Annotated in this window: 16 protein-coding genes; 8 read left to right on the forward strand and 8 right to left on the reverse strand. The window is 46.2% G+C overall.

Annotation, left to right across the window (positions count from 1 at the left end; all coding sequences use genetic code 11):
- Positions 1-42: 42 nt before the first annotated feature.
- A complete protein-coding gene (locus KO537_RS11695; RefSeq protein WP_105251349.1) occupies positions 43-1,164 on the forward strand; it encodes a sterol desaturase family protein in 1,122 nt (373 codons plus the stop codon).
- A 175-nt stretch (positions 1,165-1,339) separates the two neighbouring features.
- On the opposite strand, the gene KO537_RS11700 is transcribed toward KO537_RS11695, so the two are convergent.
- Positions 1,340-2,773, reverse strand: coding sequence for a LysM peptidoglycan-binding domain-containing protein (locus KO537_RS11700; protein ID WP_219234532.1), 1,434 nt, complete (start codon positions 2,771-2,773; stop codon positions 1,340-1,342).
- A 210-nt stretch (positions 2,774-2,983) separates the two neighbouring features.
- On the opposite strand from KO537_RS11700, the gene KO537_RS11705 reads away from it, so the two are divergent.
- The 4 genes from KO537_RS11705 to KO537_RS11720 all read left to right on the forward strand — a co-directional run bounded on the left by KO537_RS11705 (position 2,984) and on the right by KO537_RS11720 (position 10,939).
- The gene (locus KO537_RS11705; protein ID WP_219234533.1) at positions 2,984-4,339 is read left to right on the forward strand and encodes a leucine-rich repeat-containing protein kinase family protein; all 1,356 of its coding nucleotides are present in this window, start codon (positions 2,984-2,986) and stop codon (positions 4,337-4,339) included.
- A gap of 296 nt (positions 4,340-4,635) precedes the next feature.
- A complete protein-coding gene (locus KO537_RS11710; RefSeq protein WP_219234534.1) occupies positions 4,636-5,850 on the forward strand; it encodes an efflux RND transporter periplasmic adaptor subunit in 1,215 nt (404 codons plus the stop codon).
- Positions 5,850-8,921: an efflux RND transporter permease subunit gene (locus tag KO537_RS11715; protein ID WP_219234535.1), complete on the forward strand. Its 3,072-nt coding sequence runs from the start codon at positions 5,850-5,852 to the stop codon at positions 8,919-8,921. Before KO537_RS11710 ends, KO537_RS11715 begins: the two co-directional genes overlap by 1 nt.
- Positions 8,922-9,121: 200 nt before the next feature.
- A complete protein-coding gene (locus KO537_RS11720; protein WP_219234536.1) occupies positions 9,122-10,939 on the forward strand; it encodes a sel1 repeat family protein in 1,818 nt (605 codons plus the stop codon).
- Between the two features lie 158 nt (positions 10,940-11,097).
- Here the strand turns inward: KO537_RS11720 and KO537_RS11725 are convergent, their stop codons facing one another.
- Positions 11,098-14,214: a M9 family metallopeptidase gene (locus KO537_RS11725; RefSeq protein ID WP_219234537.1), complete on the reverse strand. Its 3,117-nt coding sequence runs from the start codon at positions 14,212-14,214 to the stop codon at positions 11,098-11,100.
- 420 nt (positions 14,215-14,634) lie between these two features.
- Between KO537_RS11725 and KO537_RS11730 the strand changes: the two genes are divergently transcribed.
- Together KO537_RS11730 and KO537_RS11735 are read left to right on the forward strand one after the other, a co-directional pair.
- Positions 14,635-15,636: an NAD(P)H-quinone oxidoreductase gene (locus KO537_RS11730; protein WP_219234538.1), complete on the forward strand. Its 1,002-nt coding sequence runs from the start codon at positions 14,635-14,637 to the stop codon at positions 15,634-15,636.
- A gap of 490 nt (positions 15,637-16,126) precedes the next feature.
- Positions 16,127-16,531 carry a hypothetical protein gene (locus tag KO537_RS11735; RefSeq protein WP_105251357.1) on the forward strand — a complete coding sequence of 135 codons (405 nt, stop codon included), beginning with the start codon at positions 16,127-16,129 and terminating at the stop codon, positions 16,529-16,531.
- Positions 16,532-16,666: 135 nt separating this feature from the next.
- On the opposite strand, the gene KO537_RS11740 is transcribed toward KO537_RS11735, so the two are convergent.
- The 5 genes from KO537_RS11740 to cutA form a co-directional block, all read right to left on the reverse strand.
- Positions 16,667-17,701, reverse strand: coding sequence for an aldose epimerase family protein (locus tag KO537_RS11740; RefSeq protein ID WP_219234539.1), 1,035 nt, complete (start codon positions 17,699-17,701; stop codon positions 16,667-16,669).
- A 190-nt stretch (positions 17,702-17,891) separates the two neighbouring features.
- Positions 17,892-19,037 carry a galactokinase gene (gene galK, locus KO537_RS11745; protein ID WP_028761840.1) on the reverse strand — a complete coding sequence of 382 codons (1,146 nt, stop codon included), beginning with the start codon at positions 19,035-19,037 and terminating at the stop codon, positions 17,892-17,894.
- 295 nt (positions 19,038-19,332) lie between these two features.
- Complete coding sequence (locus KO537_RS11750) at positions 19,333-20,988, reverse strand: cation:proton antiporter family protein (protein ID WP_173246987.1); 1,656 nt, start codon at positions 20,986-20,988, stop codon at positions 19,333-19,335.
- A 181-nt stretch (positions 20,989-21,169) separates the two neighbouring features.
- On the reverse strand, positions 21,170-23,005 hold the full coding sequence (locus KO537_RS11755; protein WP_219234540.1) for a protein-disulfide reductase DsbD: 1,836 nt from the start codon (positions 23,003-23,005) through the stop codon (positions 21,170-21,172).
- Positions 23,002-23,325 carry a divalent-cation tolerance protein CutA gene (cutA, locus tag KO537_RS11760; RefSeq protein WP_113940010.1) on the reverse strand — a complete coding sequence of 108 codons (324 nt, stop codon included), beginning with the start codon at positions 23,323-23,325 and terminating at the stop codon, positions 23,002-23,004. The genes KO537_RS11755 and cutA overlap by 4 nt, the downstream gene beginning before the upstream one ends.
- 225 nt (positions 23,326-23,550) lie before the next feature.
- Between cutA and KO537_RS11765 the strand changes: the two genes are divergently transcribed.
- Positions 23,551-24,147, forward strand: a complete 597-nt coding sequence (locus tag KO537_RS11765) for an FxsA family protein (RefSeq protein WP_105251362.1) — start codon at positions 23,551-23,553, stop codon at positions 24,145-24,147.
- Between the two features lie 288 nt (positions 24,148-24,435).
- On the opposite strand, the gene KO537_RS11770 is transcribed toward KO537_RS11765, so the two are convergent.
- Positions 24,436-25,422: a DUF3187 family protein gene (locus KO537_RS11770; protein ID WP_251071088.1), complete on the reverse strand. Its 987-nt coding sequence runs from the start codon at positions 25,420-25,422 to the stop codon at positions 24,436-24,438.
- Positions 25,423-25,462: the final 40 nt, after the last annotated feature.

A 25,462-nucleotide genomic window follows, 5' to 3' on the forward strand; every position in this document is an offset into this window, starting at 1 on the left:
GTATGAATAACGCGAGCAATATAGGAAAAGGAGTTCACTGTGATGAGTAAAGGATTTAAAGACGGCCATTTCCAAATTGGTGAGGGCAGTATTAGCGGCACTATAGCGTGTATGTTAGCGATATTATCGTTTCTGGGTGTATTGGCGTTTCATTTTCCCGAATATCTCACCACTCCAGAATTACGCCAAAGCTATAATGTCGATGTTATTCGCAGCTTAATATTTGTCGCCTTAGTGGTGTCGGGCAGTTTAGGTTTATTGAATTTTATTCGAAATAAAAATAAGCGTTTCGGCTTTGTGGCTTGGGTATTTGTGAGTTTAGCGATTGCCTTTGGTGGTCATCAAGTTGAGGTCGAGCCTTTTGCTAATCATAAGGTCTCACTGGGTTTAGATTGGTTTATTTTAGACTTATTAGGCTCAACCTTAATTTTCATTTTTATCGAGAAATGGCTACCCCATAAACCAGAACAAGCAATATTGAGACCCGAGTGGCAAGGGGATTTAAACCATTTTTTGGTGAATCACTTAGCGATTGGATTTGTATTATTGGTGGCAAACCAATTTGTGCAGTCGACCTTTTCTTGGGCTATTTCCAGCACAGTGCAAAGCTTTATCGCGGATCTTCCCTTTGCGTTGCAACTGTTGTTGATTTTATTGGTCGCCGATTTAATGCAATATGCGGCGCACCGTGCCTACCATGAAATTCCTTTCCTGTGGCGCTTCCATTCGGTGCACCATAGCGCGAAACATTTAGATTGGTTGGCTGGTTCAAGGCAACATATGTTTGAGTTGATTGCTACCCGTTGTTTAGTGCTCACGCCGATTTTTATCTTGGGATTCTCCAAAGACATCATCAGTATTTATGTGATTATCGTTGGCGTGCAGGCGGTCTTTAATCATGCCAATGTGCAGGTTAACTTTGGCTGGCTACGTTACTTAATTGTCAGTCCGCAATTCCACCATTGGCACCATGCTTCCGATAAGGCGGCAATCGACCGTAACTATGCTGCCCATTTTTCTTTTTTAGATTACCTATTTGGGACTGCAGTTCGAGGTCAGAAAGAGTGGCCAGAGCAATATGGTGTCGTGGGCGATTACATGCCTGTTGGCATGTTTAAGCAGCAATTGTATCCCCTTGGTTTAGCGAAGAAAGACACAAAATAATGGCGTGCAATTAGAATGGTTTGTTTTGGAATGATTGTCCGGGAGTATTGGTTAGGTCAACTGAGTAGTAACGCTGAGCTGTGGCGGTTAACTCTGATATTGGGATAGAAACAAGCCCAACACAGCGCTTTGGAACCGCGCTTTGTTGGGCTTTTTGCCGTTCAAACTACAATCGTTATTCGGAAATTTTCAGTTCTTGGCCTGGCTTAATAATGCTTTTGCCATTGAGCTGGTTCCACTTCATTAAGTCAGCCAGTTTAACCTTATTCTTACGGGCGATTTTATCCAGCGAATCACCTGATTTCACCTTGTAAGTGGTCGCTTTTATTGCAGATTTATCGGCCGATGTTGAGGTAGTTGCTTTAGCTTTGGTCGACGACTTATTGCTCACTTTTTTATCTGTCTTCGCCTTGGTTTTAGTGGGTTCAAGCTCATTATCATTGCCCGCCATTGGCGTTAACAGTGTGAGCTCTTGGCCGATTTTTAGGCGGTCAGATGTCAGATTGTTGGCCTGTTTTAATGCTTTCACTGACATATCAAACTTGGCTGCGATTGTGCCTAGGCTGTCGCCAGATTTGACGATATAGCTTTGGCTGTCATAGCGTTTTTGAGCGTAGAGCTTGTCTTGATTTTCCTGATAATGACCTATGTTTTCCAGCGGTAAGGCGATTTGATATTTGCCTTTGCTGGGGATTACACCTTGGCGAAAGCCTGGGTTATAGGTTTTAAATTCTGCTTTGCTGAGCCCTGCTGCATTAGCAATCTGGCCAATATCTACGCCATTAGGTGCTGGCACTCTTTCCAAGAAAGGGCGGTTAGCAATAGGGGGGACTTTTAAACCGTAGTGGTTGGGATTTCGAATAATCTGAATAAATGCCAGCCACTTAGGGACTGTTTGTACTCGCTTAGCGGGGATGCCCAGTGACCAAAAGTCCGTAGGTTTGCCCTTGGCTTTGTTTTTATCAATGGCGGCTTTGATCACTAGCTCACCAGTATTGTAGGCGGCGACGGCGTTGATCCAGTCTTTGTCTAAGGTTTCGTATAGGTGCTGTAGATAGTCAAGCACTGCATCGGTTGAGGCCAGCGCATCTTTACGGCCATCGTAGGCAGAATTCACTGTTAAGCCAAAATTACGTCCAGTAGCAGGGATCATTTGCCACAGTCCTGCGGGGCCGTTAGCTTGTGCTAAAGGGTTATAGCCACTTTCGACTATGGGCAATAACGCCAATTCTAATGGCATGTTACGCGCTTCGAGCTTGCTGACTATGTAATACAAGAATGGCTCGGCGCGATCGCCAACCTGATTCATAAATTTTTGTTTATCATCGAAAAAGTTACGCTGTTTACGTACTTCGGCATCATCATGGACGTCAATGGTATTGGCGTGTTGGATCTTTTCCCATACATCGCTGTACTGCTCAACCACTTCGGGTGGTGTTTGATGCTGTTGTGGCGAGTGGTCGTTATCATTACTGACATCAATTGCTGTGGCATTGAATTCAGTGGTTGATGGGCTTGCTGATGTTGTAGCGCAACCGCTCAGTAGGGCCATTAGCATGGCAAGCATAAGCACTGTAAAAGAGTGCGTTTGGCGAAAATGTGTCCGCATGATTGTCCTGTGATGAGTTGACTGGGCATTCCATATTGGTGCACATGCTAATCTGTTTTCGAGTTTCTGGATAGCTCCCCCAAGTTTTACCTATTGTATCAAAGTTGTCTTAAGGCCGATTGTGCCGCCCTTTGATTGCTGATCCTGCGTTTAGCTTTGTCGATTTATACGCTACCATAGCCGCGATTTTTCATTAACTTGGGTAGCAAAGTGCAGACGTTAGCGCAGTTAAGGGCAGGGCAGTTACAAGGGATCACACGTTTACAATTGGTTGAGGATTTAACCGAGTTCCCGCGGGAGATTTTTGATTTAGCCGATACCCTCGAAATCCTCGATTTATCGAATAATCAACTGAGCACTTTGCCCGAGGATTTACACCGCTTATCGCATTTAAAGATAATTTTCGCCTCGAATAATCGCTTTGAACATTTGCCTGAGGCATTAGGGCGCTGCACAAATTTAGAGATGATTGGCTTTAAGGCCAATCAAATCAAAACAGTGACTGCTGCGGCATTACCGCTGCAAACCCGCTGGCTCATCCTAACCGATAACCTCATTGAGACGTTGCCTGCGGCCATGGGCGATTTACATCGTCTGCAAAAATTAGCTTTAGCGGGTAACCGTTTAACAACCTTGCCCGAGTCGATGGCCAATTGCCGCAACTTAGAGTTAGTGCGTTTATCGGCCAATCAACTCCACGCACTGCCAGCTTGGTTACTCAGTTTGCCCAAACTGACTTGGCTCGCCTTTGCGGGAAATCCATTTAGCCATACCTTAGTCGATCCCCACGCCGATGTGGCCACAGTGGCGAATGTGACTCTGGGTGATATCAAGTTGGCTGAGAAGCTTGGCGAAGGGGCTTCAGGGGTCATTTATCGAGGCGATTGGTTGAATCAAGCCATGATAGCCGCGACGGGGTCGGCGCAGATTGCGGTAAAACTCTTTAAGGGTGAAGTGACGAGCGATGGTTATCCCGCTGACGAGTTAGATTGCTGTCTCACAACGGGTGATCATCCCAGCCTTATTAAGGTCGTGGCGCATATTAGCCAAAAAGATCAATTGGGTTTAGTAATGGAACTAATTCCGCCAGGGTTTAGTAACTTAGGGCTACCACCAAGTCTTGTCACCTGCACTCGCGATACCTTTAAAGACGGTAGCGAATTTCGCCTTGATGAAGTCGCCAAAATCACACACCAGTTGGCCGATGCAATGGCGCACATGCATGCCAAACAAGTAAGTCATGGTGATGTCTACGCCCATAATATTATGGTTAATCAACAGATGAGCTTATTGTTTGGGGATTTTGGTGCGGCATCAAACTTACGCAATCTATCGACAGCAGAACGCTTAGCGATAGAAGCTATTGAAGTGCGGGCGCTTGGTTGCTTGATTGAAGATCTGTTGGCCTATGTGGATGCATCGGCCTATGTGAGTGCCTCGATTAGCCCTCTGTACTACACACAGTTGAGTGCGATTAAAGATGAGTGCATGCAGTTAGATGTGGCTCAGCGCCCCTGTTTTGCAGACGTGAAAAAGGCCATCGGAGCCCTGCTAAAAGGTAAATAGTGGCTTGCTAACCGGCTGGCTCTACACTTGTTTCAAGTTTGCTGTGTTTTATGGTTGTTTGTGTGATTTAAGTGCTCACTATTAAGTTTATCGTTAAGTTATTGTTTTGTTTGGTTGTGTAACCGAGTTTTTACTGGCACTGACTGGGATTAAGCCTATAGGCTGTATACCCAAATAACCTCAAATTGCTGAAACAGGCACTTTGGGGGGACTTGGTATTAGTTTTGGGTTCAATCCGGTTTGCTGTTGTCGGATAGGATGTCCGTTGAATAGTAAGAACGATAGGTTTGCATACTATGTTTACACGAACGCTGTTTATACAAAGAGTAACTGAACAAGCACGCAGTGCATGCGATATTTCATTAAAAAGCCATCCCCATCATCTCCCAAAGGCGCCCTTATTCGCGCCTTTGCCGTTTCTACTGGCGAGTGTTTTCGCTTTAGCCCCTATGGCCGTGATGTCGGCGGACAAGGTCGACATCATCCCTGTGACGGTCGAGGCCGTTAAAGAAACGTCCTTTGCCGATGTAGTGAATGAAGTCGGTAAAATCAACGCTATCGATTCAGCCACGCTGAACTTTAATGCTAGCGAAAAAATTAGCGCGATTCATTTTAGTAACGGCGACAAAGTGACTAAAGGCCAAGTGATTGCCGAGCAGGACAACATTAAAGCCAAGGCTGATTTAGACAAAGCAAAGAGCACCTTAGCACTGGCTAAAACTAAGCTGGAGCGTATCGAAGACTTACTGATTAAAGAACCCTTTGCGCTTGCTAAGCAAGATGTGGATGAGCTACGGGAAAATGTGAATCTGGCCGATGCGGATTTTCGCCAGAAACAAGCAACCATGAACGATTACCTGATCAAGGCTCCCTTCGATGGTCAGTTGACCAGCTTTAGTCAGTCTATCGGCAGTCAAATTGGTGCTGGTACGGCCTTAGTCACCCTCTATAGTTTAAATCCGGTCGAAGTGCGTTATGCCATCAGTCAGAAGGATTTAGGCAAGGCGCAAAAGGGCCAAAAGGTGAATGTGACTGTTGAGGCCTATGGTAATAAGGTATTCAAAGGGTTAGTTAACTATGTTGCCCCAGCGGTAGATGAAAGCTCAGGACGGGTTGAAGTGCATGCCGCCCTTGAAAACCCTGAGTTTAAGCTTGCTCCTGGCATGTTCGCCAACATCAAGCAGTTCTATAGTCTAGGGATTAAACGTCTATTAGTGCCGCAAAATTCGATTATTGCCAATAACGATGAACGTTTTGTCTGGCTAGTGCAGGGCGATAGCGTAGTAAAGCAAGTGGTTAAACTCGCTCAAAATACGAATGACGGTTATGCCGTCGTGACTGAGGGTTTAGCCGAAGGCGATTTAGTCGTTAAAACGGGTATGCAAAACCTCAAGTCCGATAGCAAGATCAAAGTCGTGCAGGATAGAAACACTGCAGATAAAGCGGCAACATCAAGTGCTGACAAAGGTGCTGATTCAGGCGCTACTCCCAATATTGAGGTGGCTGAATAATGCGTTTACCCGAAGTCTGTATTCGTCATCCTATCTTCGCCTCCGTACTCAGTATTATGGCTGTGTTACTGGGCTTGATTGCCTTTCAAAAACTCGATATCCAATACTTCCCTGAGCATACCACCCACTCGGCATCTGTGAATGCATCGATTGCAGGGGCGAGCGCCGATTTTATGTCGAGCAACGTGGCCGATAAGTTGATTGCTGCGGCTTCGGGCATAGATAAAGTCGATACTATGTCGACCGACTGTAGCGAGGGGCGTTGCTCATTAACGATTAAATTCAATGATGACACCAGCGATATTGAATACACCAACTTAATGAACAAGTTGCGTAGCAGCGTCGAAGGGATTAACGATTTCCCCCAGAGCATGATAGATAAGCCCACAGTCACCGACGATACCTCGGCCACGGATTCGGCCAGTAATATCATCACCTTTGTGAACGCGGGTGGCATGGAAAAGCAGGCTATGTACGACTACATTAGCCAGCAGTTAGTACCGCAACTCAAACAAGTTCAAGGCGTTGGTGCTGTTTGGGGGCCCTATGGCGGCTCACAAAAGGCGGTCAGAGTCTGGCTCAATCCTGAACAAATGAAGGCGTTGAATATTAAAGCTGCCGATGTGGTGGGCACGTTAGGCTCTTACAATGCCAGTTTTACCTCGGGTGCGATCAAAGGTAAGTCGCGGGATTTCTCGATTAACCCTTTGAATCAAGTTGAAACGCTTGAAGACGTGAAGGATCTGGTGATTAAGGTCAGCGAGGGTAAGATCATCCGCGTGTCCGATGTCGCCGATGTGGTGATGGGCGAGGAAAGTCTGTCGCCGAGTATGTTGTCTATCGGTGGACATAGTGCAATGTCATTGCAGATTTTACCGCTGAGCAACGCTAACCCAGTGACAGTGGCTTCGAACATTAAAGCCGAAATTGCACGCATGCAAAAACATTTACCCCAAGGCTTAGAAATGAACTTGGCCTACAACCAAGCTGATTTTATTGAAGCCTCCATCGACGAAGGGTTTTCTGCGTTGATTGAAGCAGTGATCTTAGTTTCGCTGATTGTGGTGTTATTTTTGGGTAGCCTGCGGGCGGCATCGATCCCCATTATTACCATTCCCGTGTGCGTGATTGGGGTGTTTGCTGTGATGTCGGCGCTCGGATTTAGTATCAATGTGTTGACTATTCTGGCGATTATTTTGGCCATTGGCCTGGTGGTGGATGATGCCATTGTGGTGGTCGAGAACTGTTATCGCCATATTGAAAACGGTGAAACGCCTTTCAATGCGGCGATTAAAGGCTGTCAGGAGATCATTTTCCCGATCATTGCCATGACATTAACGCTCGCCGCCGTGTATCTGCCGATCGGATTAATGTCAGGCTTAACCGCCGATCTGTTTCGGCAATTCTCCTTTACCTTAGCAGCGGCCGTGATGATCTCTGGCGTGGTGGCGTTAACTTTGTCGCCTATGATGAGCGCTTATCTTATCAATACCACTGAGCAACACCCTAAATGGTTTAGCCGAGTCGAGAATGCGCTGCAGCAGTTAAATCATTTGTATATCAATGAGCTGAATAAGTGGTTTTTCCGCAAGCGCTTGATGTTTGGTGTGGCTGTGGTTTTGGTGGGTCTTGCGGGTATTGCTTACTGGCAATTACCCAAAATACTCTTGCCTGCGGAGGACTCTGGCTTTATCGATGTGGCGTCTAATGGCCCTACCGGTGTCGGTCGGCAGTATCATCTCAATCACAATGCTGAGCTTAATGGCGTGATGGACGAGCATCCCGCGGTTGGGGCTAACTTGTCCTATATCGAGGGAGAACCTGTGAACCATGTGCTACTCAAACCTTGGGGTGAGCGCAGTGAGGGTATAGATGATGTGATCAGCGACTTGATTACAACATCAAAGGAAAACGTTTCTGCCTATAACATGTCGTTTAGCATTCGCTCAGCAAATAACCTCAATATTGCCAATAACTTGCGTTTAGAGCTGACGACCTTAGATCGGAATAAGGACGAACTCAGCGAAACCGCCGCCAAAGTGCAAAAATTACTCGAGGATTATCCTGGCCTGAATAACGTGGGCAACTCAGTGCTTAGGGACCAACTACGCTACGATCTGTCTATCGATCGCAACGCCATTATCCTCTCAGGTGTGAGTTATGGTGATGTCACTAATGCACTTTCTACCTTTCTTGGCTCAGTGAAGGCGGCGGACTTACATGCTACCGATGGTTTTACTTATCCTATTCAAGTGCAAGTAAACTTAGACAAACTGAGTGATTTTAAAGTGTTGAATAAGCTGTATGTCACTTCAGAATCTGGGCAAGCACTGCCATTGTCGCAATTTGTGTCGATTAAACAGACCACGGCAGAATCTAACATTAAGACGTTTATGGGTCTTGATAGCGCTGAATTGACGGCAGATATTATGCCCGGTTATTCAACTGATGAAATCAAAACCTACTTAGATGAACAATTGCCGACATTGCTTAATGATGCCCAAGGCTTTAAATACAATGGTGTGGTGAAGGATCTTATGGATTCGCAGGCGGGCACTCAGTCGCTATTCTTGCTGGCATTGGTGTTTATCTATTTGATTTTGGCTGCGCAGTTCGAAAGTTTTGTCGATCCCTTAATTATCTTACTGACAGTGCCCTTGTGTATTGTCGGTGCGTTATTGACCTTAGCCTTGTTTGGCCAGAGTGTGAATATCTATTCGCAGATTGGTTTATTAACCTTAGTGGGGCTAGTGACTAAACACGGTATCTTGCTGGTGGAGTTTGCCAATAAGCAACAAGACCAAGGTTTGAGTGCGATTGAGGCGGCGCGAAGCAGTGCCAAATCTCGTTTAAGACCGATTCTAATGACGTCTTTAACCATGATTTTAAGTGCGATTCCTTTAGCCTTGGCATCGGGACCGGGCTCGTTAGGGTTAGCTAACATAGGTTTAGTCTTAGTCGGAGGTCTGTTAGCGGGCACTTTCTTCTCGTTATTTGTAGTGCCTGTGGCCTATGTCGCTATGGCGGAATTGAAGGCCAAGGATGTGCTTGCTAGACTGCGAAGTGCTTAAGTTGAGTTTTATGCGCTGGGGTTTATCGAGCCTAGACTGAGAGGCATGGGTTCAACTTGCCTGTAAATACGTTATGATTTAAGCGAACGGCTAAACGCGTTGGCTTAATTTTTTGTCGATAACTTAATGATCTTTGTTGTATTTAAGCGAGTGTTTAAGTGCGAGTGGATTTGCCTCATCAGCGACGGAGAGCTGGCATTATGAGTTTGTTACATTGCTTTCATAGGGCTTTTTTATATTTGGCTTGCTCGGCTGGATTGATGTTTGCCTCTCCCGTCATGGCCTCTTTTTGGGATTCCTTATTTCGTAGTGAGTTGCCCGTCAATCAAGTGACTGCATCTGTAGACAGTCCGCGTTTCGAGTTCGTCGGTGTCTTACCTGCTAATACGCAATTAGAACTTGTCGGTTATTACGTCTCATCTGTTTGTACTCGAAAGGAAATCCGTTTTCCCAGTGGTGATATTGCTAATCCCTACCGCGCGACATTCGAAGAAACCTCAGTGCTGCGACAAGTGATTAGCAGTGGTAGCAAAGCGAGTGAATTTTCGCTGCCCTTAGCTTTGAATGGTGGCGGCGATTGTCAGTGGCGGCTTGAGGATTTAATGCTCGATGTGACAATACTGCCGAACCATCCGTTGTGGCAAAGGGCTAAAGCACTTAAACAACAATACCTTGCTAAGTTGCAGCGCACTTCTGTTGTGGATGCGGCACAAGTTGCTAGCCAAACTACGTTGCCGACTCAAGTGTCACCCCACGATGATTTTTATTTAAGTCATGAACTTAATATCGATCCTATTTATGCGGGTAGCGAGGCGGATAATTCGTTGCTTGCGACTACGCCATTATCTTTAGCACCAGTTTACTATCCAGTATTTATTCATTCTCCTAAGGAAGACAAACCCTTCGAGGCTAGGCTGAAAAGTAGTTTGCAGCAAATTTCTAGCCTATGGGCTAGTCCATATACTCAAGCGGTTCGTCGCGGTGATGAGGACGTAATGCGGGTGAATTTTAATCCACAGATTGCCGAACAGTATGAGGTCAATGTTTGGTATCAGCCTGATACGGTTGAGGTGAATTATCCCGATGGTACTCAATATACTTATGCTAACGGTGATGTGAAATTGTATGCCTATGGTAAACCTGAATCACAAATCAAGACGTTAGCTCAGAGTTCAAAGGCTGCTGATAAACGATTGTTAGCACGTATCTATGAGCTTGGGCACGCCTTACCCAAGGATAAAATTAAGGCACAGAAATATTACCGTGAAGCCGCTGAAGCTGGTGATATTGAGGCGCTGCATTGGATGCGAGATCAAGCGGGTTACGCGGGGCGTGCCGATGAAAAGATCTATTGGCTGGAGCGCGCCGCGAGCTTTGGCGATAACGCGGCAAAGCTTGAGTTAATCCGTTTACCTTTATCGGTTATCGAGCGTGGCTTGGTTAATACTGGTGCGGATAAGGTCCGTGAAACGCAAGCATGGCAGCAGTTAAATCAGCTAGTTGACCAAGGGTTGCCGGAGGCAAGAAGTCTGATGGCGTTTTATCAAGTGTTATCTTGTTCGCCCTATTTTAATGCTACAACGGCATTGGAAAATTATCGCCAAAGCGTTAAAGCTCAACCTGATTTAGCGCGAGATGCTGCCGAAACCTATTACTACTTTAAAGAGGATTTTGAGCAGAGCGAGGAGTTTTGGATCATTGCCGCCGAGCGAGATCTTTACGCCGCCGCTGAACTTGCCAATATCCTGCTATTGGAACCTTATAGAGATACGGTTAACGCTAGATACTGGTTAGAAAAAGTGACAACCTTGGGTGCCAAACAAGGCTTGCAGGCGGATATTCTAGGCAATGCTTACTTCCAGTTCGCAACCCTGTTAGATAAAGGCGAGGGTGGACCGGCCGATGCTAAAGCAGCGTTAACGCTTTATCAGCAGAGCATTGAAATGGCAGAGCGGTTTTCAAACGACTATGCAGCAAGGGCCAAGGAGAGAGTGCAAGTACTTGAAGGGATGCGCTAATAACGTATTGTCGCCAAAGACTCTGTGACGTCAGTGTTGCTTATTCAGTTTATCTTCAATAAAAATCCCTGCCGAAGCAGGGATTTTGCTATTTATTCAAATGCTTGATTTATGCGTAATGGCTAAAACTGCTTACTAAAGCGATGCGAGTCATCAAACTAGTGTAAATCAACCTGCAGTGCGACACCTGAACTCTGAGGCTCACTTTGCACTGTGATGTAATACCAACCCACGTTTGGTGCATTGACTGTGATGCTTTCCCGCGTGTTGGCGGGTGTTACAGAGGCTGCATCGAAGTGTTGAGCATTCGCCCAAGTCGTCCCCGAAAACAGGCTAACATCACCACTGCCGTGGGCGGAGTTGATGCTTAGCTGATTCGTTCCCTCTGGTACCCAAAGGTAATAATCGTTGCGCCCATCGGCGGTGCAAATGGCTTTGCCAGCACTGAGCTCACCATAACTTAAGGGTGATTGCGTCGCGCAGGCGTTGGCAATGAGCACCGGATCGGGTGTGTTACCCGTGCCTGTGCTTAAGGTCAGTGTTACGCCGCTAAACTCAGTGGCAGTATCAATCGTGATATAACGCCAGCCACGATTGGCGCTGAAGCTAAGCGACTCTTGATTTCCTGCTTGAGCGCTCTTTGCATCGGCATTATCTGCGTCGGCCCACTGACTGGCATTGAAGTAAATATTGGCATCCCCAGAGCCGCCCTTAGTGGTGACAGTGAACTGGGTATTATCTTCCTCAACCCAGAAGTAGAAGCTGTTACGCCCGCCACTGATGCACTCATTTTTGCCTAGGGTGAGCTTACCGTAATCTAAGGTTACTGCACCGCAATTGGCTGGTGGCTCAGGATCCACGCCGCCATCCCCCAGATCGGGGTCGATATCAGCAAATAGCTCAGTGGTGCTGACTTGCATATCGACACCGCCAAAGTCCCCCGATAAGGTAATGTAGTGCCAATACTCGTCAGGGTTTAACTGCACCTTAATCACTTGATAATTACCATTACCGATACCAGCCCCTTGGTTTTGCTCAGGGCTTGCCCAGCCTCTAGAATCGAAATAAATGTCGGCATCCCCCCAACCGCCGCCAATCTTGATCCAAAGCTCTTGGGCTGTGCGATCGGTATTGGTGAAGCTGAAACTGGCGCGGCCGAGTTTTGAATCGATACATTCCATCGGCACATCAATTTTCAGGCTGGCCGATTCTGTGTAACGGTAGGCTTCGTTAGTCACTTGGCAAGGCGAGTAATCCTTACTGATTGTGCCCGCTGGTCCTGTCCAGTTGCCTTCGCGGCCACTGGGCTCAGCGTCGACATCACTCGGGCCCTTATCGACTATGCCATCGTCAGCAGTGCTTAAACCACTGGCGAGCCAACCCTGCCATTCGTTATCGTAACGTGTGCCGATATTATCCATAAAGGCTTTATATTCTGTATATTGATCGTTGCGTAGGTAGGCCAGAATCTGTCTCACATCGTCCCTGTGGTGTTCAAACATGAAACGCACCGCCAGATAGCCCCAGCGATAGATGCGGTCTTGGCCAGATTCATAGTTGTTTTTGAAGATGGTCGATAACATATACTCACCGGTTTCGCCCATGGCAATTGCCGCAGGGTTTGCGTCACGGTAAGAGATGTATTCTGCGAGGCCTTCAATCCACCAAATGGTATTGGCCGAAGTGCCACGACTAAAGTCACCAAACAGGTTATAGCGTCCATCGAGGTAGTGTACGTATTCGTGTTGCAGGTTCCAGACGTGGAAATCCGGCGTGCGCCATTCGGCTTCATAGGCGATAAAACGTGCCTGATTTTTGAGTCCGGCGGGTGAGCCTTCTAAATACATGCCGCCATTGTCGGTACTGATACCAAATATACTGTTGGCTAAGGATTTATACTCAGACGAACTGCCGAAGATCACTAGCTCTAAGTCATCGTTGTTATCCTGCCCCACAGGTTGCATACCCGTTTCGAGTTTACTGTGGAAATAACTTTCTTGGCTGGTCAGCACATCACAGGCCCATTTGGCTTGATCTTGATAGAGATCTTGGGCGCGGATCTTAAGGCTGTCGGAGCATTTCCAGTTGAAAGGTAAGGCATCGGCCTCTAACTGCGCCTTAAAACCACAGATATTGTAATCATTACAATGGCTGCGATCGTAATAGTCGGCCATTTCTGCCGCCGCGTACCAAAGCACTTTGCTCGGTTCGGTTTTGCTGGTGCTACTGAGGATGTTTTTGACCAGCTGGGTCACTCGCGGGCGCATGGCATCAATGTAATACAGCCTAGACAACTCTTTAACTGAATTGACCAAAAGGTACTCTGCATTGGTGCCTAACAAGTCGCGATGTTCGAGTTGGAAGTTATTCAGCGCATCTAAAATGCTTTGGTCACGCGCGAACAGCGCCTGCATGTCATCATTCCATTGAGCGCGGAATAAGGTGGTAAACACTGAGTTGGCTGCGGCGTTCATGGCGAAGCTGGCTTGCCAATTAGCATCATAGTCCGTAAGCACTTTGATAGTGACATGATTGAAATCGGCTCCGAGCTCGGCTGAGTCAATCAGGATTAAGGCTTCTTTCAACACGCCAGCATTAGCATCGGAGACTGTCCAAATCGCAGCGTTCGCAAATAAAGCGTTGAGGGCTGATTTTAAGCTGGCCTTAGCGGCGCTGCTGTAAGCGGGCACATCATTTGGGCTGTAAAACTGCACATAGAGGGCGGCGCGGACAAAGTAAATATGGGACTCAAGATGCTGAACATCGACCCCAGTGTAGTCCTTGGCTTTAGCGGCAATGGCATTAGCCACACTGATCACATTGGCCTCGCTAAATAGCGCGGTCGCAGCACTGCCTTTGAGGCTATAGAGCTTACCGACGCATTCGGGTGTCGATTGGCTCAGTTCATTGACTAGTGCCTGACCTGATTTCCCAACAAAGTCACTGCAGTCGCTGACTTGCATCGCGGCGCTACGATTCTGCAACTTAAGTGGGGGTTGCTCCGAGACCTCTATCTGACGTTTTTGGCGTGAATGAATCTTAGGCTGCTCTGTCATCGTCGGATCATTGGGGGATGCCATCAATGGCGTCTCCCGCAGTAGCGGTCTATGTGATTCAATTAAGCTAATCGGTGCAGAGGGCGGTGGCGGGACGGGTTGAGCTGGTGAACTGTTTGGTGTGTTGTTGCCTAATGGGGGGCTTGCATGAGTGTTATGGGCAAGAACGGGAGTTGCAATCGCTAAGCTAATTGCTGCGAAGAGTAGTGTGTTTTTCATTGTGTATCCGTAGTTATCTAGTCTGCAAAGCAGATCTTCCTTGGGCGTTATTTGATGCATTTAACACAGACTTGCATCAAACCTCATTGGATTATTTGCGTGATAACAATAGCGCGACAAACATCGCAGCCAGCAAATAATGCCTCAGAATAATGGCTGTAAGTTTTTAATATATCTAGTATTTGTCATAATATTTTTTTGATACATCTTTTCTGTTCAGCTTAGGTTCAGCTTAGGTTCAGCTTTCAGTTCAAATGGTTAACGTCAGTCGCTTGATTGAGTGCGATGGAATATAGAATGGAATAACTGTGGCTATTTGGCTTGAAATTGCGCTAGCTTAGCCGCATTAAGGTTTAGCAAACGAACCGTTTAAGCATAGCAATCTGCTATTAGGTTGGTGCCATTCTCACAGGAGCTTTTATGTCAGCTTTACCAAGCGAGTACACCCATATTCATGTTGAGCAACCTGGGGCGCCCGAGGTGATGCGGCTATCGCGCTCACCTTTGCCTGTCCCTGCGGCGGGACAAGTGTTGATCCGCGTGCATGCAGCAGGAGTGAATGGCCCCGATGTTAAACAAAGGGTGGGCGCGTATCCACCGCCACCGGGTGCATCACCGATTATTGGTCTTGAGGTTGCTGGGGATATTTGTGCCCTCGGTGACGGCGTGAGCCAATGGCAAGTTGGCGATAAGGTATGCGCCTTAGTGCCGGGCGGCGGTTATGGCGAGTATGTGCTTACCTATGCGGCCCATTGTTTGCCTATTCCAACGGGCTTTAGCTATGTGCAGGCAGCTGCGCTGCCAGAAACCTTCTTCACCGTATGGGGTAACCTGTTTATGCGTGCGGGACTTAAAGCGGGCGAGACGGTACTGATCCACGGTGGCTCAGGTGGCATTGGTAGTACGGCTATTCAGTTAGCCAGTGCGCTGGGTTCAAAAGTGATAGCGACGACGGGACAGGATGAGAAGCGCGATTATTGCTTGAGCCTTGGCGCCGCTGAAGTCATCAACTATCGTACTCAAAACTTTGTTGAACCTGTGATGGCACTCACTCAAGATAAGGGCGTAAACGTGGTATTTGATATCGCGGGTGGTGATTTTATCAATCTCGACTTACAAGCCTTAGCGATGGACGGGCGTATGGTGTCGGTAGCTATGCAACGGGGGCCTAAGGCCGAGGTTGAGATTTTCCGCCTGATGGCAAAACGTATCATGTGGACAGGGTCGACCCTAAGACCGCAGAGCGTGGAGGCCAAAGCCGCCATTGCCGTTGAATTATTGGAGAAAGTTTGGCCGTTGTTAAACGCCCATAAAATTGTCCCCAATATTTTTGCAACCTTTCCATTCGCACAGGCCGCTAAAGCCCATGCTTTGATGGAGTCGGGTGAGCACAGGGGCAAAGTAATACTGACTGTCATTTGAGCTAGGCATACTTGGTTTTGCAGCGACATATTTGCTTTAAGTCGCTGCCATTCGAGTCAATCTAGAAGACATTCTGACATCATAGTGGCTTAGTCATTGTTCGGTAAATATGAGTTTGTAGCGCTGTAATTAAATCTTCATGGATAACCTTGATGGTTAACTTTACAGCAACCTCGAATTGTTAACGTTGATGACTCATCAAACACCATAGATATGATTGCTTTTTCTTGGGAATAAAACTTGCCGCGTCGATTTTTTAGACTAAAGTCGTTAATGATTAAACTTTTTGGGTACTTTGGCAGAAATTAATACGTAATTAGTGAAAATTTCATGGTATGAGGCATTGATTATCGGAAATATTCTGTAAAAATACCCAGTTGAAAACGTCAGAGACTTTCAGGCGCTATTCGTGGATCAAAGCAAGCGATGCTTCGCTTATTCAGGCTAAAAAACTCATGGTGTATGTGTTGATTTAAGGGTATTAGCATATATGTATAACACAGCAAAGAAACAGGTTTGGTATGGTGAGCTGAGAACATCGAAAGGCAACGCGATTGTCGTCCATGACAACCAGCTGCCCGATGCCTCCCCAGGACGTATCTACCTATACAATACCGATCGCGATGCGATCATTGAGTATGTGGAAGATATAGTCAAAGTGAACCTATACGACTTAGATGAGGCTGCGTTAAAAGCTGCTGAGGCTAAGTTTGGTGGTGCATGGAAGGCGGCAAGATCTCAATTTATGAGTAAACATCAAGCTCGCATTGACTTGAACAACGTGAAGGAAACTGCGCCTGTACGTAAGGCTAAGCCTGAAGTTGAACCAGAAGTCGAATCTGATGCCGTTGGCGTGGATTTTGACGATGATTGGGGCGATGATTTTGATGATTAACACAGTGTCGGCCTAAGGGCTAACACTGTGAGTGTAAGGAATAAAGTAGTGTTTATTTTATTCCTTATCGCTTTATTTATTCCCTTCTGCTAAACCGCGTTTTTCCTCGTTTTCTCAATTTTTTATTGCGAATTGCTACGCATCGGTATCGAACTGATAACGACTGATGTGGTGATAAACCTTGCCTGGCATTAACCAAACGTCATCACCAAAGCGCTCGCCTTGGTTCGGTGAGTCTGGCAGCATCTGCGGCTCTAAACACACAGCATGATGTTGATTTAATACCTGTTGATTGCGACCTACTGTGCCATTTAAAAAATTAGCACAGTACAGCTGCACACTCGGTTGATTAGTATAAACCGTCATAGCACGACCGCTAATGGGGCTGCTTAAACAGCCAAAACGGGCGAGTGAGCCATCGGGATTATTCATCATATAACAGTGATCATAACCGCGAGTGCTTGCGAGTTCAGCGGCATGCAGCTTGTCACCTAAGCGTATTGGTTGACTTAAATCGAAAATCGACCCAGTTGTATCGGCAATCCCAGTGGGAACACTGACATCATTCATGGTGAGATAGCGCTTGGCATCGATTTGCATCAGATGCTTATGATTGGTCTCTGTGCCATCGAGGTTGAAATAACTGTGTTGGGTGAGGCTTACGGGACAGGCTTTATCGACGGAGGCTAAGATTTCTACGTACAAATTATTGCCTGCGAGGCGGTAATCCAGCTGAACTGTGCAATTACCGGGGAAACCCATGTCGCCATCTGGGCTCATTAAGGTCAAACGCACACCATCGGGGAGTTGACCTAGTTGCCAGTTTTTACGATTAAACCCTTCACGGCCGCCGTGTAAACAGTTAGTCGCTTGGTTTACATCTAATTGATAATCATGACCTTGATAGTGCATTTTGCCGTTAGCGATGCGATTTGCAAAGCGGCCTGCAATGGCACCTAAATGAGCCGATTGGGTCAAGTAATCTTCGGCGCTATCACAACCTAAAACGATATTGGCACGTTCGCCGTGTTTATCAGGGGTCCACAGAGCGCGGATAATACCGCCTAAGCTGATGACTTCTAATGCGAGTATGCCATTGTCGATCCGAACCCGTTCGATTTCACCGCCGCGGGGATCGGTCCAAGGATCCAAAACACTGAAACGTACCATTTAGCTTCCCTCTGTGTTGAATATGCTCACTGCTTATTGTGTTAAATGAGTATGTTAACCCTATTATTTGCCATCAACAGCATAAAGTTCAGTGATGAATTCGTATGTTATCGACGGTGTAGTCATTCTATTAGGTTTTCTTTGATTTAAGTGCGGCTAAGTGCTTGTTCTAGCAAATTGCCTGTTCTGGCTAGTTATCTATGCGCCCTGCGCCAGCGCTGGCGGAACATAAATACACTGTGGCATCGATGGCGGTTTTTTCGAAGAATTCATGTTCAACGGCGGCAACAACAGCGTCAGTCAGTTCATGGTCGACCAAGGCGACCACGCAGCCGTCGGTCATGCGGATGCCGCCCCGCTCGCCAATCACTTGGCTGACAATTTCAACTAAAGTATCAAATTCGGGCAGTGTGACTTCAAAATCATCACGCAGAGAGGCATGGGATTCTGCCATTAAACGACTGAATTTTTGGATGTTATTTTGCTCTAGGGCGCGGGCAGCATTTTGAGTTCTTTGGTTCTCAGTGACGACGTGTTTCGCTCGGCGGTATAGCACTTCATCTAAATCGGCCTTTGCGCTTTCTAGTTGGCGTAAATCGAGGTGACGCAGTGCATCTAAGCCAAAGTACTCTGCCGCTTGTGCACACTCAGTGCGACGTTGTTCGTTGGTCGCGGCTAAGCGTTGTTTCTCGATATGGGCATCTATGATGATAAGGCTTAGGTTTTCTGGAATGGGAATGGCTTCGCTATCGAGATCTAAGCAGTCAATCAGGAGTGCATGGTCTTGTTCACCCATGGCGCTGCACATTTGATCCATGATGCCACAGGCCGACTCAACATACCTGTGCTCGCCGCGTTGTGCGAGTTGCGCCACTGCCATTGGGGATAAATGCAGTTGGCTGGTATCACTAATGGCAGTACCGAAGGCGACAACGAGTGCGCCCGAAGATGAAAGACCTGCGGCAAGTGGCACATCGCCCACAATGGCTAAGTCTAAGCCCTTGGCTAATAAACCTGTTTGCGCCATAGCCGCAGTAAAACCTTTGAGGTAATTCACCCAGCCATCTTGCGGGTCCATGTCGTTTTCTTGGCCGAAAACCCACTCTTTAATTTGTCCGGGAAACGCATCGGCGACGGCTCGAAACTTAGTATCGTCACGGCGTTTTACCGCAATCACTGTATGAAAATTAATGGCTGCCGGGAGTACAAAACCGTCGTTGTAATCCGTGTATTCACCGATCAGATTGACGCGCCCTGGGGCTTGATATAAATCGTCGGCTTTAGTGCCAAAGGTTTGGACAAATAACTTCGTGGCGCGTTGCGCAGGGTTTGACATGCTGTAAAAAATTCCAAAAAAGCTGAGCTAATTTCGTTACCGTCATCGATTTATATCACGACTGAGTCAGTGATGTAACTGAGATTTTTTGCTGAAATGGCGATAGGCTGCAATGAGTAAATCGATACTGGGATGAGGAGGCAAAATAGCGTATTGAGTGTTTTATCTAGTTAATTGATTTGTAAAGATTAGTCAGCATTTAGTTGGATGCCGCACAAACTGGCAGAGGATGTTACTGCTCGTTTGTGCGACCTGTTATGGCGTGATTTTAATTTAATGCAGCATTAGCATGCACTTAACTACGTGGCTCCACATTAAGTTTAGGATCAGGCACTTGTACTGTATCTTCCGCTGGAACTGTGTTTTTCTCCGAGTTTTGCAATAGCTCGTAAATAACATGATCCACAAAACCGGCACCCGCGGCTTCGTACAGGTTGTACACACTGTGTACCCCCGATTCTCGAAGCGCCGCTGCATCGTCACTGTACTGCACAATTGCACTGATTTTGCCTTGATAATTCAGTTTTTTTAGTTGCTCAACTGCAAACATATTTCCCGCGTGGTGCGGCATGGCTAGCAGTACCAGTTCAAGATTAGGTGCTCTGTCGAGTTTCTCCCAAAAGTCGGTATCTGAGGCGTCACCTTGCACTACATTGCGACCCTTTGTTTTATGTAAGTCGACTAAGTCTTGCTTGTGTTCAATACCGAGAATTTCGCCGTCAAATTGTTCCCTGAGTTCATCATAGGCACCGCTACCAATACGGCCCATGCCTAAGATTAAAAAGCGTGGATTGCCAATGGCGATGGGTCTGTCTTCTGGGTGTAACGGGCGTTTTTCGAGCTTGATTAAACGCTGCTGGAATCGCTGGTAGATATTACCGACGGTGGCGTTAAGTGGCGCGGCGAGTAAAAAACTAAAACTTAATGCCACGGCGATGATCACTAGCCACTCAGGAGGTAACCAACCTTTATAGGTGGCTACTGCGGCGACGATCAAACCGAATTCACTGAAGTTACCTAGGTTAAATGAGCCCAACATAGAGGTACGTGAACGCAGTTTAAAGCGAGTCAGAATGTAAACAAATAGCAGGATTTTAAGTGGCACTAACAACACCAATAGCGCTGCGAGTACGATATCCGATACCGTAGGTAAGCCGTTGAGCCCTATGGTTAAGAAGAAGGCAACGAGGAAGAGTTCTTTAAAATAGAACAGGGATTTTGCCAGCTCGGAGGATTTTTTGTGGCCCGCCAACAAGATACCGATAATCAGTGCGCCGAGATCGGGTTTTAAACCAACAGATTCAAATAACCAAGCGCCAACCACGAGTGCCATAACTAGGCCGAAGAGCACTAAGAGTTCACCGTGGCCGACACGGTCGAACGCTTTATAGATGAGCGGTTTAGCTAGTGGCAGTAAGAGTAATGCAAAGGCCCATACCGAAGGTACATCGCCTTTAGAAATGGTTAAAAACAGTACGGCGAAGATATCCTGCATAATCAAGATACCAATAGCGACCCGGCCGTAGAGGGATTGCACGTCGCCTTTATCTTCTAACACTTTGACCGCAAATACGGTGCTGGAGAAGCTTAATGCGAAGGCAATTAACGTCAGTTGCTCAAGGTTAAGACTCGTGAGTTGGCTTAAACCTAGTAAGCCGAAGAGTTTCAGAATCGGCACAAAAATCACTATCGAGAGCACTAAGTGCACACTCGAACCCGCCCATACTTCGGCCTTGAACAGGCTACGAATATCGAGTTTTAACCCTATGGCGAATAACAGTAAAGTGACGCCTAGGCTGGCGAGTTCTTGCAGTAATGGCAGGCTTTCTTTATCTATTCCTAAGATGAACAGTACAAAGCCTGCCACTAAGTAGCCGATGAGCGGAGGGAGTCCTATACGGCTGACGAGCATGCCGCAGATGAGTGTAATAATGAGGATGCCTGGTTCCATGATGCTCCAATCTAAAAAGTCTAAAATTGTAAGTGATTGTATAAGAAATCTATGACACTTGGATAAAAAAGCGGACTTTTAATGAAAAAAGTCCGCTTTTTATTGGTGTTGCGGTAAATACACTTGGCTGTTAAAACACGCGCGAACTAAATCACTCCGCTGGTCTAAGCCTAAATCGTCACTATTTCACGAGATGATCTAAATGGGTTGCAAAATCTTTGGGGCCCATAAAACCAGTCACACGTAAATCTTCCCTTTGCTCACCTTGTTCGTTAAACATCAACAGCGTAGGCAAACCGAGCACATTGTATTTTTCGAGTAAGGCCACATCGACCTTGTCACTCTTAGTCACATCCGCTTGTAGCAGCACGATTTTATTCATGCGGGCTAACACGTCGGTATCTTTAAAGGTGATGGCTTCGAACTCTTTACAGGCAACACACCAATCGGCGTACAGATCGAGCATCACAGGCTTACCTTGGGCGGTAGCGGCTGCAATTTCTTGCTCAAGATCTTCAATCGATTTAATGCGTTTAAAGCCATGGACTTCTTCGGTCGTCGCCGCAGTGCCTACGGAATTGTTATTAAAACCAAAGTGTCCCATCACAGCTTGGAATCCGTAGGAGAAGCTCGCCAGTAGCGCCAGCGTTAATAGCACTGAACGTACAGTTTGTTTCCAGTTAAATTCACTGAGTTTGTTCTGATGCATCAAGTAGCCGGTGAAGCTTACGCCCCACAATGACCAAAGCACATCGGATACTACGCCTGTCCAAATACGGCCAAGCATCACGATAGATACAGCGATCAGTAGGAAGCCGAAGATAGTCTTGATGATATCCATCCAAGCGCCGGCTCTCGGTAATAATTTACCGCCTGAGGTGCCGATAATCAGTAGAGGTAATCCCATACCCATACTGAGTACATACAGGGCTAAGAAACCTTGGAGTAGGTCGCCGGTTTGGGCCACATAAACGAGTGCACCCGACAGCGGCGCGGTAGTACAAGGTGATGCGACAAGGCCAGAAATCACGCCCATCAAGAACACGCCAACTAAGTTGCCACCTTTTTGATTATTCGAGACTGAGTTCATCTTCTCCTGCCAGCTCGATGGCAGTTTCAAATCGTATAGGCCAAACATAGATAAGCTGAGCACAAAGAACAAAATCGCGAGTACGACTAATACGGCAGGATGTTGTAATGCCGCTTGGTATTTTAGTCCCGCCGATGCAACCACTAACCCTAAGATAGAGTAAGTGATTGCCATGCCTTGGACGTAAGCCATGGACAAGGTAAAGGCTTTTGCGGTTGAGAGTTTTTGCCCTTGGCCGACAATAATACCCGACAAAATCGGATACATAGGGAATACGCAGGGCGTTAATGCCAGACCGACACCTAGACCAAAGAAAATCACTAAAGTCCAAATTAAGCTGTCGTTCGACAGCATTTGGCTCAGGGTATCTTGCTGAGTAATAGGTTGCGTATTGGCTTTATCGGCAGTGCTTGGCTCTGTGCTGGTTTGCTCAGTCGTTGTGGTTGATTCGGCGCCTGCAATTAAGCCATCGTTGGCTGCAATCGCCTTTAAAACGACTTCATGCTTGGTCGGTGGATAACACAATTTACCTTCGGCACAACCCATAAAGGTCACTGTGAGCGTAGCATTTTCATCGGCCTGTTTTAAACCAACGGGAATATCGACATAGGTATAATAGACTTCTTGCTTACCAAAATACTCATCTTCATGGGGCTTTCCCTTTGGTAGAGCGACCGTGCCTAACTCGGCACCATTGACGCTAAATTTAAGCTTGTCGCGGTACATATAGTAACCGTCGGCAATCACCCAATTGAGTTTGACCTGATTACCTTCTTGCTTGGAATCGAAGGCAAATGCTTGATCGACAGGCATCAATTCAGGCTCACCCTTCATGAAGTCGAATTTGGTACCGAAAACTCCTTCACTATGAGCTAAGGGCGCAAGAAGCAATAAAGAAGTGAAAATAAGGCTGAGTAGTTTTTTCATGGCTGAGTGTTGTCTTTTATCCAATCTAAGTAGGCTGGTAGCCCGTGGGTCACTGGCACGGCAATAATTTCGGGTACTTGATAAGGGTGAAGCCTAAGCACAAGTTGTTCTAACTCTGTATATCGACTTTGTAAACATTTAATCTGTAAGCTAAATTCTTGCTCTTCACAGATTTTTCCTTCCCAAGCATAAATTGAACGTATCGGGGCGGAAATCTGAACACAAGCGGCAATACGCGACTCAATTAAAGCTCGGGCCAAAGTATTGGCTTGTACTTCATCGGGGCAGGTAGTGCTAACCACTAAATACTGATGCTGCATAGTGTTAGGTATCGTCTCTTAAGAATCTTAAAGTTCGCTTAAGCCAACTCAGTTAGGCTACTTTACGTGTTTTAATGGTCTCATACATTAGCGGGTTAACAAAAGGGTGAGCTAAATATCAGTGTTTTGCTCCCTTACTTGGTCCTAATGGTTATCCTGACTTGAATTAAGACCGGATAACCCCCATTTAGTTTACAGAGATAGTCAGATAAACCTGAGGTCGGTATGTTTTTCATTATATTTTTACTCTTTGTGCTGATCCCAGTAATAGAGCTGTCGGTGCTGATCCGTGTGGGTGAAGTGCTTGGCACTTGGACTACCATAGGTTTAGTGCTGTTTACCGCCGTGCTCGGGGTCTCTCTGGTTCGCAGCCAAGGCTTAAACACCTTAATGCAAGTACAACAAAAACTCGCCCGTGGTGAAGCACCGGGGCAAGAAATTGTCGAGGGCATGATGTTAGCTATGGCGGGCATCTTGCTCGTGATCCCCGGTTTTGTAACCGATGCCATTGGCCTATTATTCTTGACGCCATTAACCCGTCGCCCCATTGCAGCCTTGTTGTTCAAACGCATGCAGTTACGGGTTGTTGCCGGTTTACAGGGCACAATGCACGGTGGCTTTCAAGCAGGCCAAGGTCCCTTTGGGCCTAAGCCACAGGACCCATTTGGCCAAGCACCATTTGATGATAGTGTGAAAAAGGACGGTAATGTGTTTGAGGGAGACTTTGAACATAAAGTCGATCCAAGTGATATCAAACCCGCTAGCCATCAACTCTCTGATAAAGCGCAGGACAAAGAACAGGATAAAGATCCTAAGCCTTAGTCTTAGTATGAGTCTCGTATTGTCTTAGTCGCCTGTTGCGTTAGTTTGTTATTGGATTAACTCAGTTGATTATCGCGTTTATTCGCTTGAGTTTTTTTCCTAATATCCCTTAGATACCAGTGGCTCACAGAATCAGTCTGACCTGTGCCGCTGGTTCACCTCCCACGTAATAGTCATTTCACTTTTAAAAAAACTCCAATCCTAATAACCCGCTCACTCAGCATAAGAGTTAACATGATATTAGAGAAAAGCTTTTTGATCGCATTCATGCGATAAAGTAAGGTATTTTTAAATCATGACTCTGTACCCAAGAGAAAAAGCAATATCAGTGCTGTTGTCCATGTTGAGTAGGTTTTCGACGATAGTAAATTCAATTGCACTGTTATTCAGATAATACCTATAGCCTAGAAATACTTCGTGGGAAGGTTTTGAAAAGTCATTATCTGTTTTGAGTAAACCTTCATAATGATGTAATTCAATAAGCCAACCATGGCGTCCCATTAAATACTCATAACCTAAAGATAACATTACAGCATGGTCTTTATAGTCTATTCCAGATAGACTTTCATCATTTCGTCTAAAGCTTATACCTGTTGTGGAGTAAAAATGATGCATTCCAGATGTATAGCTATAATTCAGCTGTAGTGCTTGCTCAAAACGGTTATCTACAAATGGGCCAGAATTAACATGGTTGTAATATAAGCTGCCACCTATTGATAGACCATAATTATCCTCACTAAGCAATTGATATTCTAAATAGAAATTTAGGGCATTCGTTAGCGTATCGCCAGAAAGATCAGGTTGATTTATACCATTCTTTGAAAATATTTGGTTTTTGTCTTTGATTGTATTGTCGCGGCCATTTTGACCCACACCAAATGCATCATGAAACCAGATAGTGACTGAGTCAAGATGGTTATCCCCACTAAAACTCCACTTATAATTAGTATCAAACATCCATTTTTCAGTGAGTTGCCACTTTATTCCACCATTAAGAGAATTATGATAATAGTCAGCATAGTAATCGTCAGTTTCAGCCCATACACTTGCTACTGTTGCAGATCCGTATATCTCTTTTTTCCCTTCAGGCAGTGCAAATCCTGAACGAAGTAGAGGCGTTAAGCTACCCGCATGTGTAGGTGATTGGGCATGCACACGAAGTGGCCCATAATGACTATAATTGATATTTTCTGCGAAAGTACTCGGTAAAAATATTACCGTATAAATTAGATGTGCTCTAATAGTCACAAATAAAATTTTCTTTGCATATTTCATCGAAAACTCTTTTTAGCTAATCTCTATTAAAAGCAATGTT

The organism is Shewanella sp. NKUCC01_JLK (assembly GCF_019345615.1).
Classification (GTDB): Bacteria; Pseudomonadota; Gammaproteobacteria; order Enterobacterales; family Shewanellaceae; genus Shewanella; species Shewanella oncorhynchi.

What these genes read in the sequence shown, in the direction of transcription:
- KO537_RS11695 (WP_105251349.1), top strand. Translation starts at nt 43, where the DNA reads ATGAGTAAAGGATTTAAAGACGGCCATTTCCAAATTGGTGAGGGCAGT.
- KO537_RS11700 (WP_219234532.1), bottom strand. Translation starts at nt 2,773, where the DNA reads ATGCGGACACATTTTCGCCAAACGCACTCTTTTACAGTGCTTATGCTT.
- KO537_RS11710 (WP_219234534.1), top strand. Translation starts at nt 4,636, where the DNA reads ATGTTTACACGAACGCTGTTTATACAAAGAGTAACTGAACAAGCACGC.
- KO537_RS11715 (WP_219234535.1), top strand. Translation starts at nt 5,850, where the DNA reads ATGCGTTTACCCGAAGTCTGTATTCGTCATCCTATCTTCGCCTCCGTA.
- KO537_RS11720 (WP_219234536.1), top strand. Translation starts at nt 9,122, where the DNA reads ATGAGTTTGTTACATTGCTTTCATAGGGCTTTTTTATATTTGGCTTGC.
- KO537_RS11725 (WP_219234537.1), bottom strand. Translation starts at nt 14,214, where the DNA reads ATGAAAAACACACTACTCTTCGCAGCAATTAGCTTAGCGATTGCAACT.
- KO537_RS11730 (WP_219234538.1), top strand. Translation starts at nt 14,635, where the DNA reads ATGTCAGCTTTACCAAGCGAGTACACCCATATTCATGTTGAGCAACCT.
- KO537_RS11735 (WP_105251357.1), top strand. Translation starts at nt 16,127, where the DNA reads ATGTATAACACAGCAAAGAAACAGGTTTGGTATGGTGAGCTGAGAACA.
- KO537_RS11740 (WP_219234539.1), bottom strand. Translation starts at nt 17,701, where the DNA reads ATGGTACGTTTCAGTGTTTTGGATCCTTGGACCGATCCCCGCGGCGGT.
- galK (WP_028761840.1), bottom strand. Translation starts at nt 19,037, where the DNA reads ATGTCAAACCCTGCGCAACGCGCCACGAAGTTATTTGTCCAAACCTTT.
- KO537_RS11750 (WP_173246987.1), bottom strand. Translation starts at nt 20,988, where the DNA reads ATGGAACCAGGCATCCTCATTATTACACTCATCTGCGGCATGCTCGTC.
- KO537_RS11755 (WP_219234540.1), bottom strand. Translation starts at nt 23,005, where the DNA reads ATGAAAAAACTACTCAGCCTTATTTTCACTTCTTTATTGCTTCTTGCG.
- cutA (WP_113940010.1), bottom strand. Translation starts at nt 23,325, where the DNA reads ATGCAGCATCAGTATTTAGTGGTTAGCACTACCTGCCCCGATGAAGTA.
- KO537_RS11765 (WP_105251362.1), top strand. Translation starts at nt 23,551, where the DNA reads ATGTTTTTCATTATATTTTTACTCTTTGTGCTGATCCCAGTAATAGAG.
- KO537_RS11770 (WP_251071088.1), bottom strand. Translation starts at nt 25,422, where the DNA reads ATGAAATATGCAAAGAAAATTTTATTTGTGACTATTAGAGCACATCTA.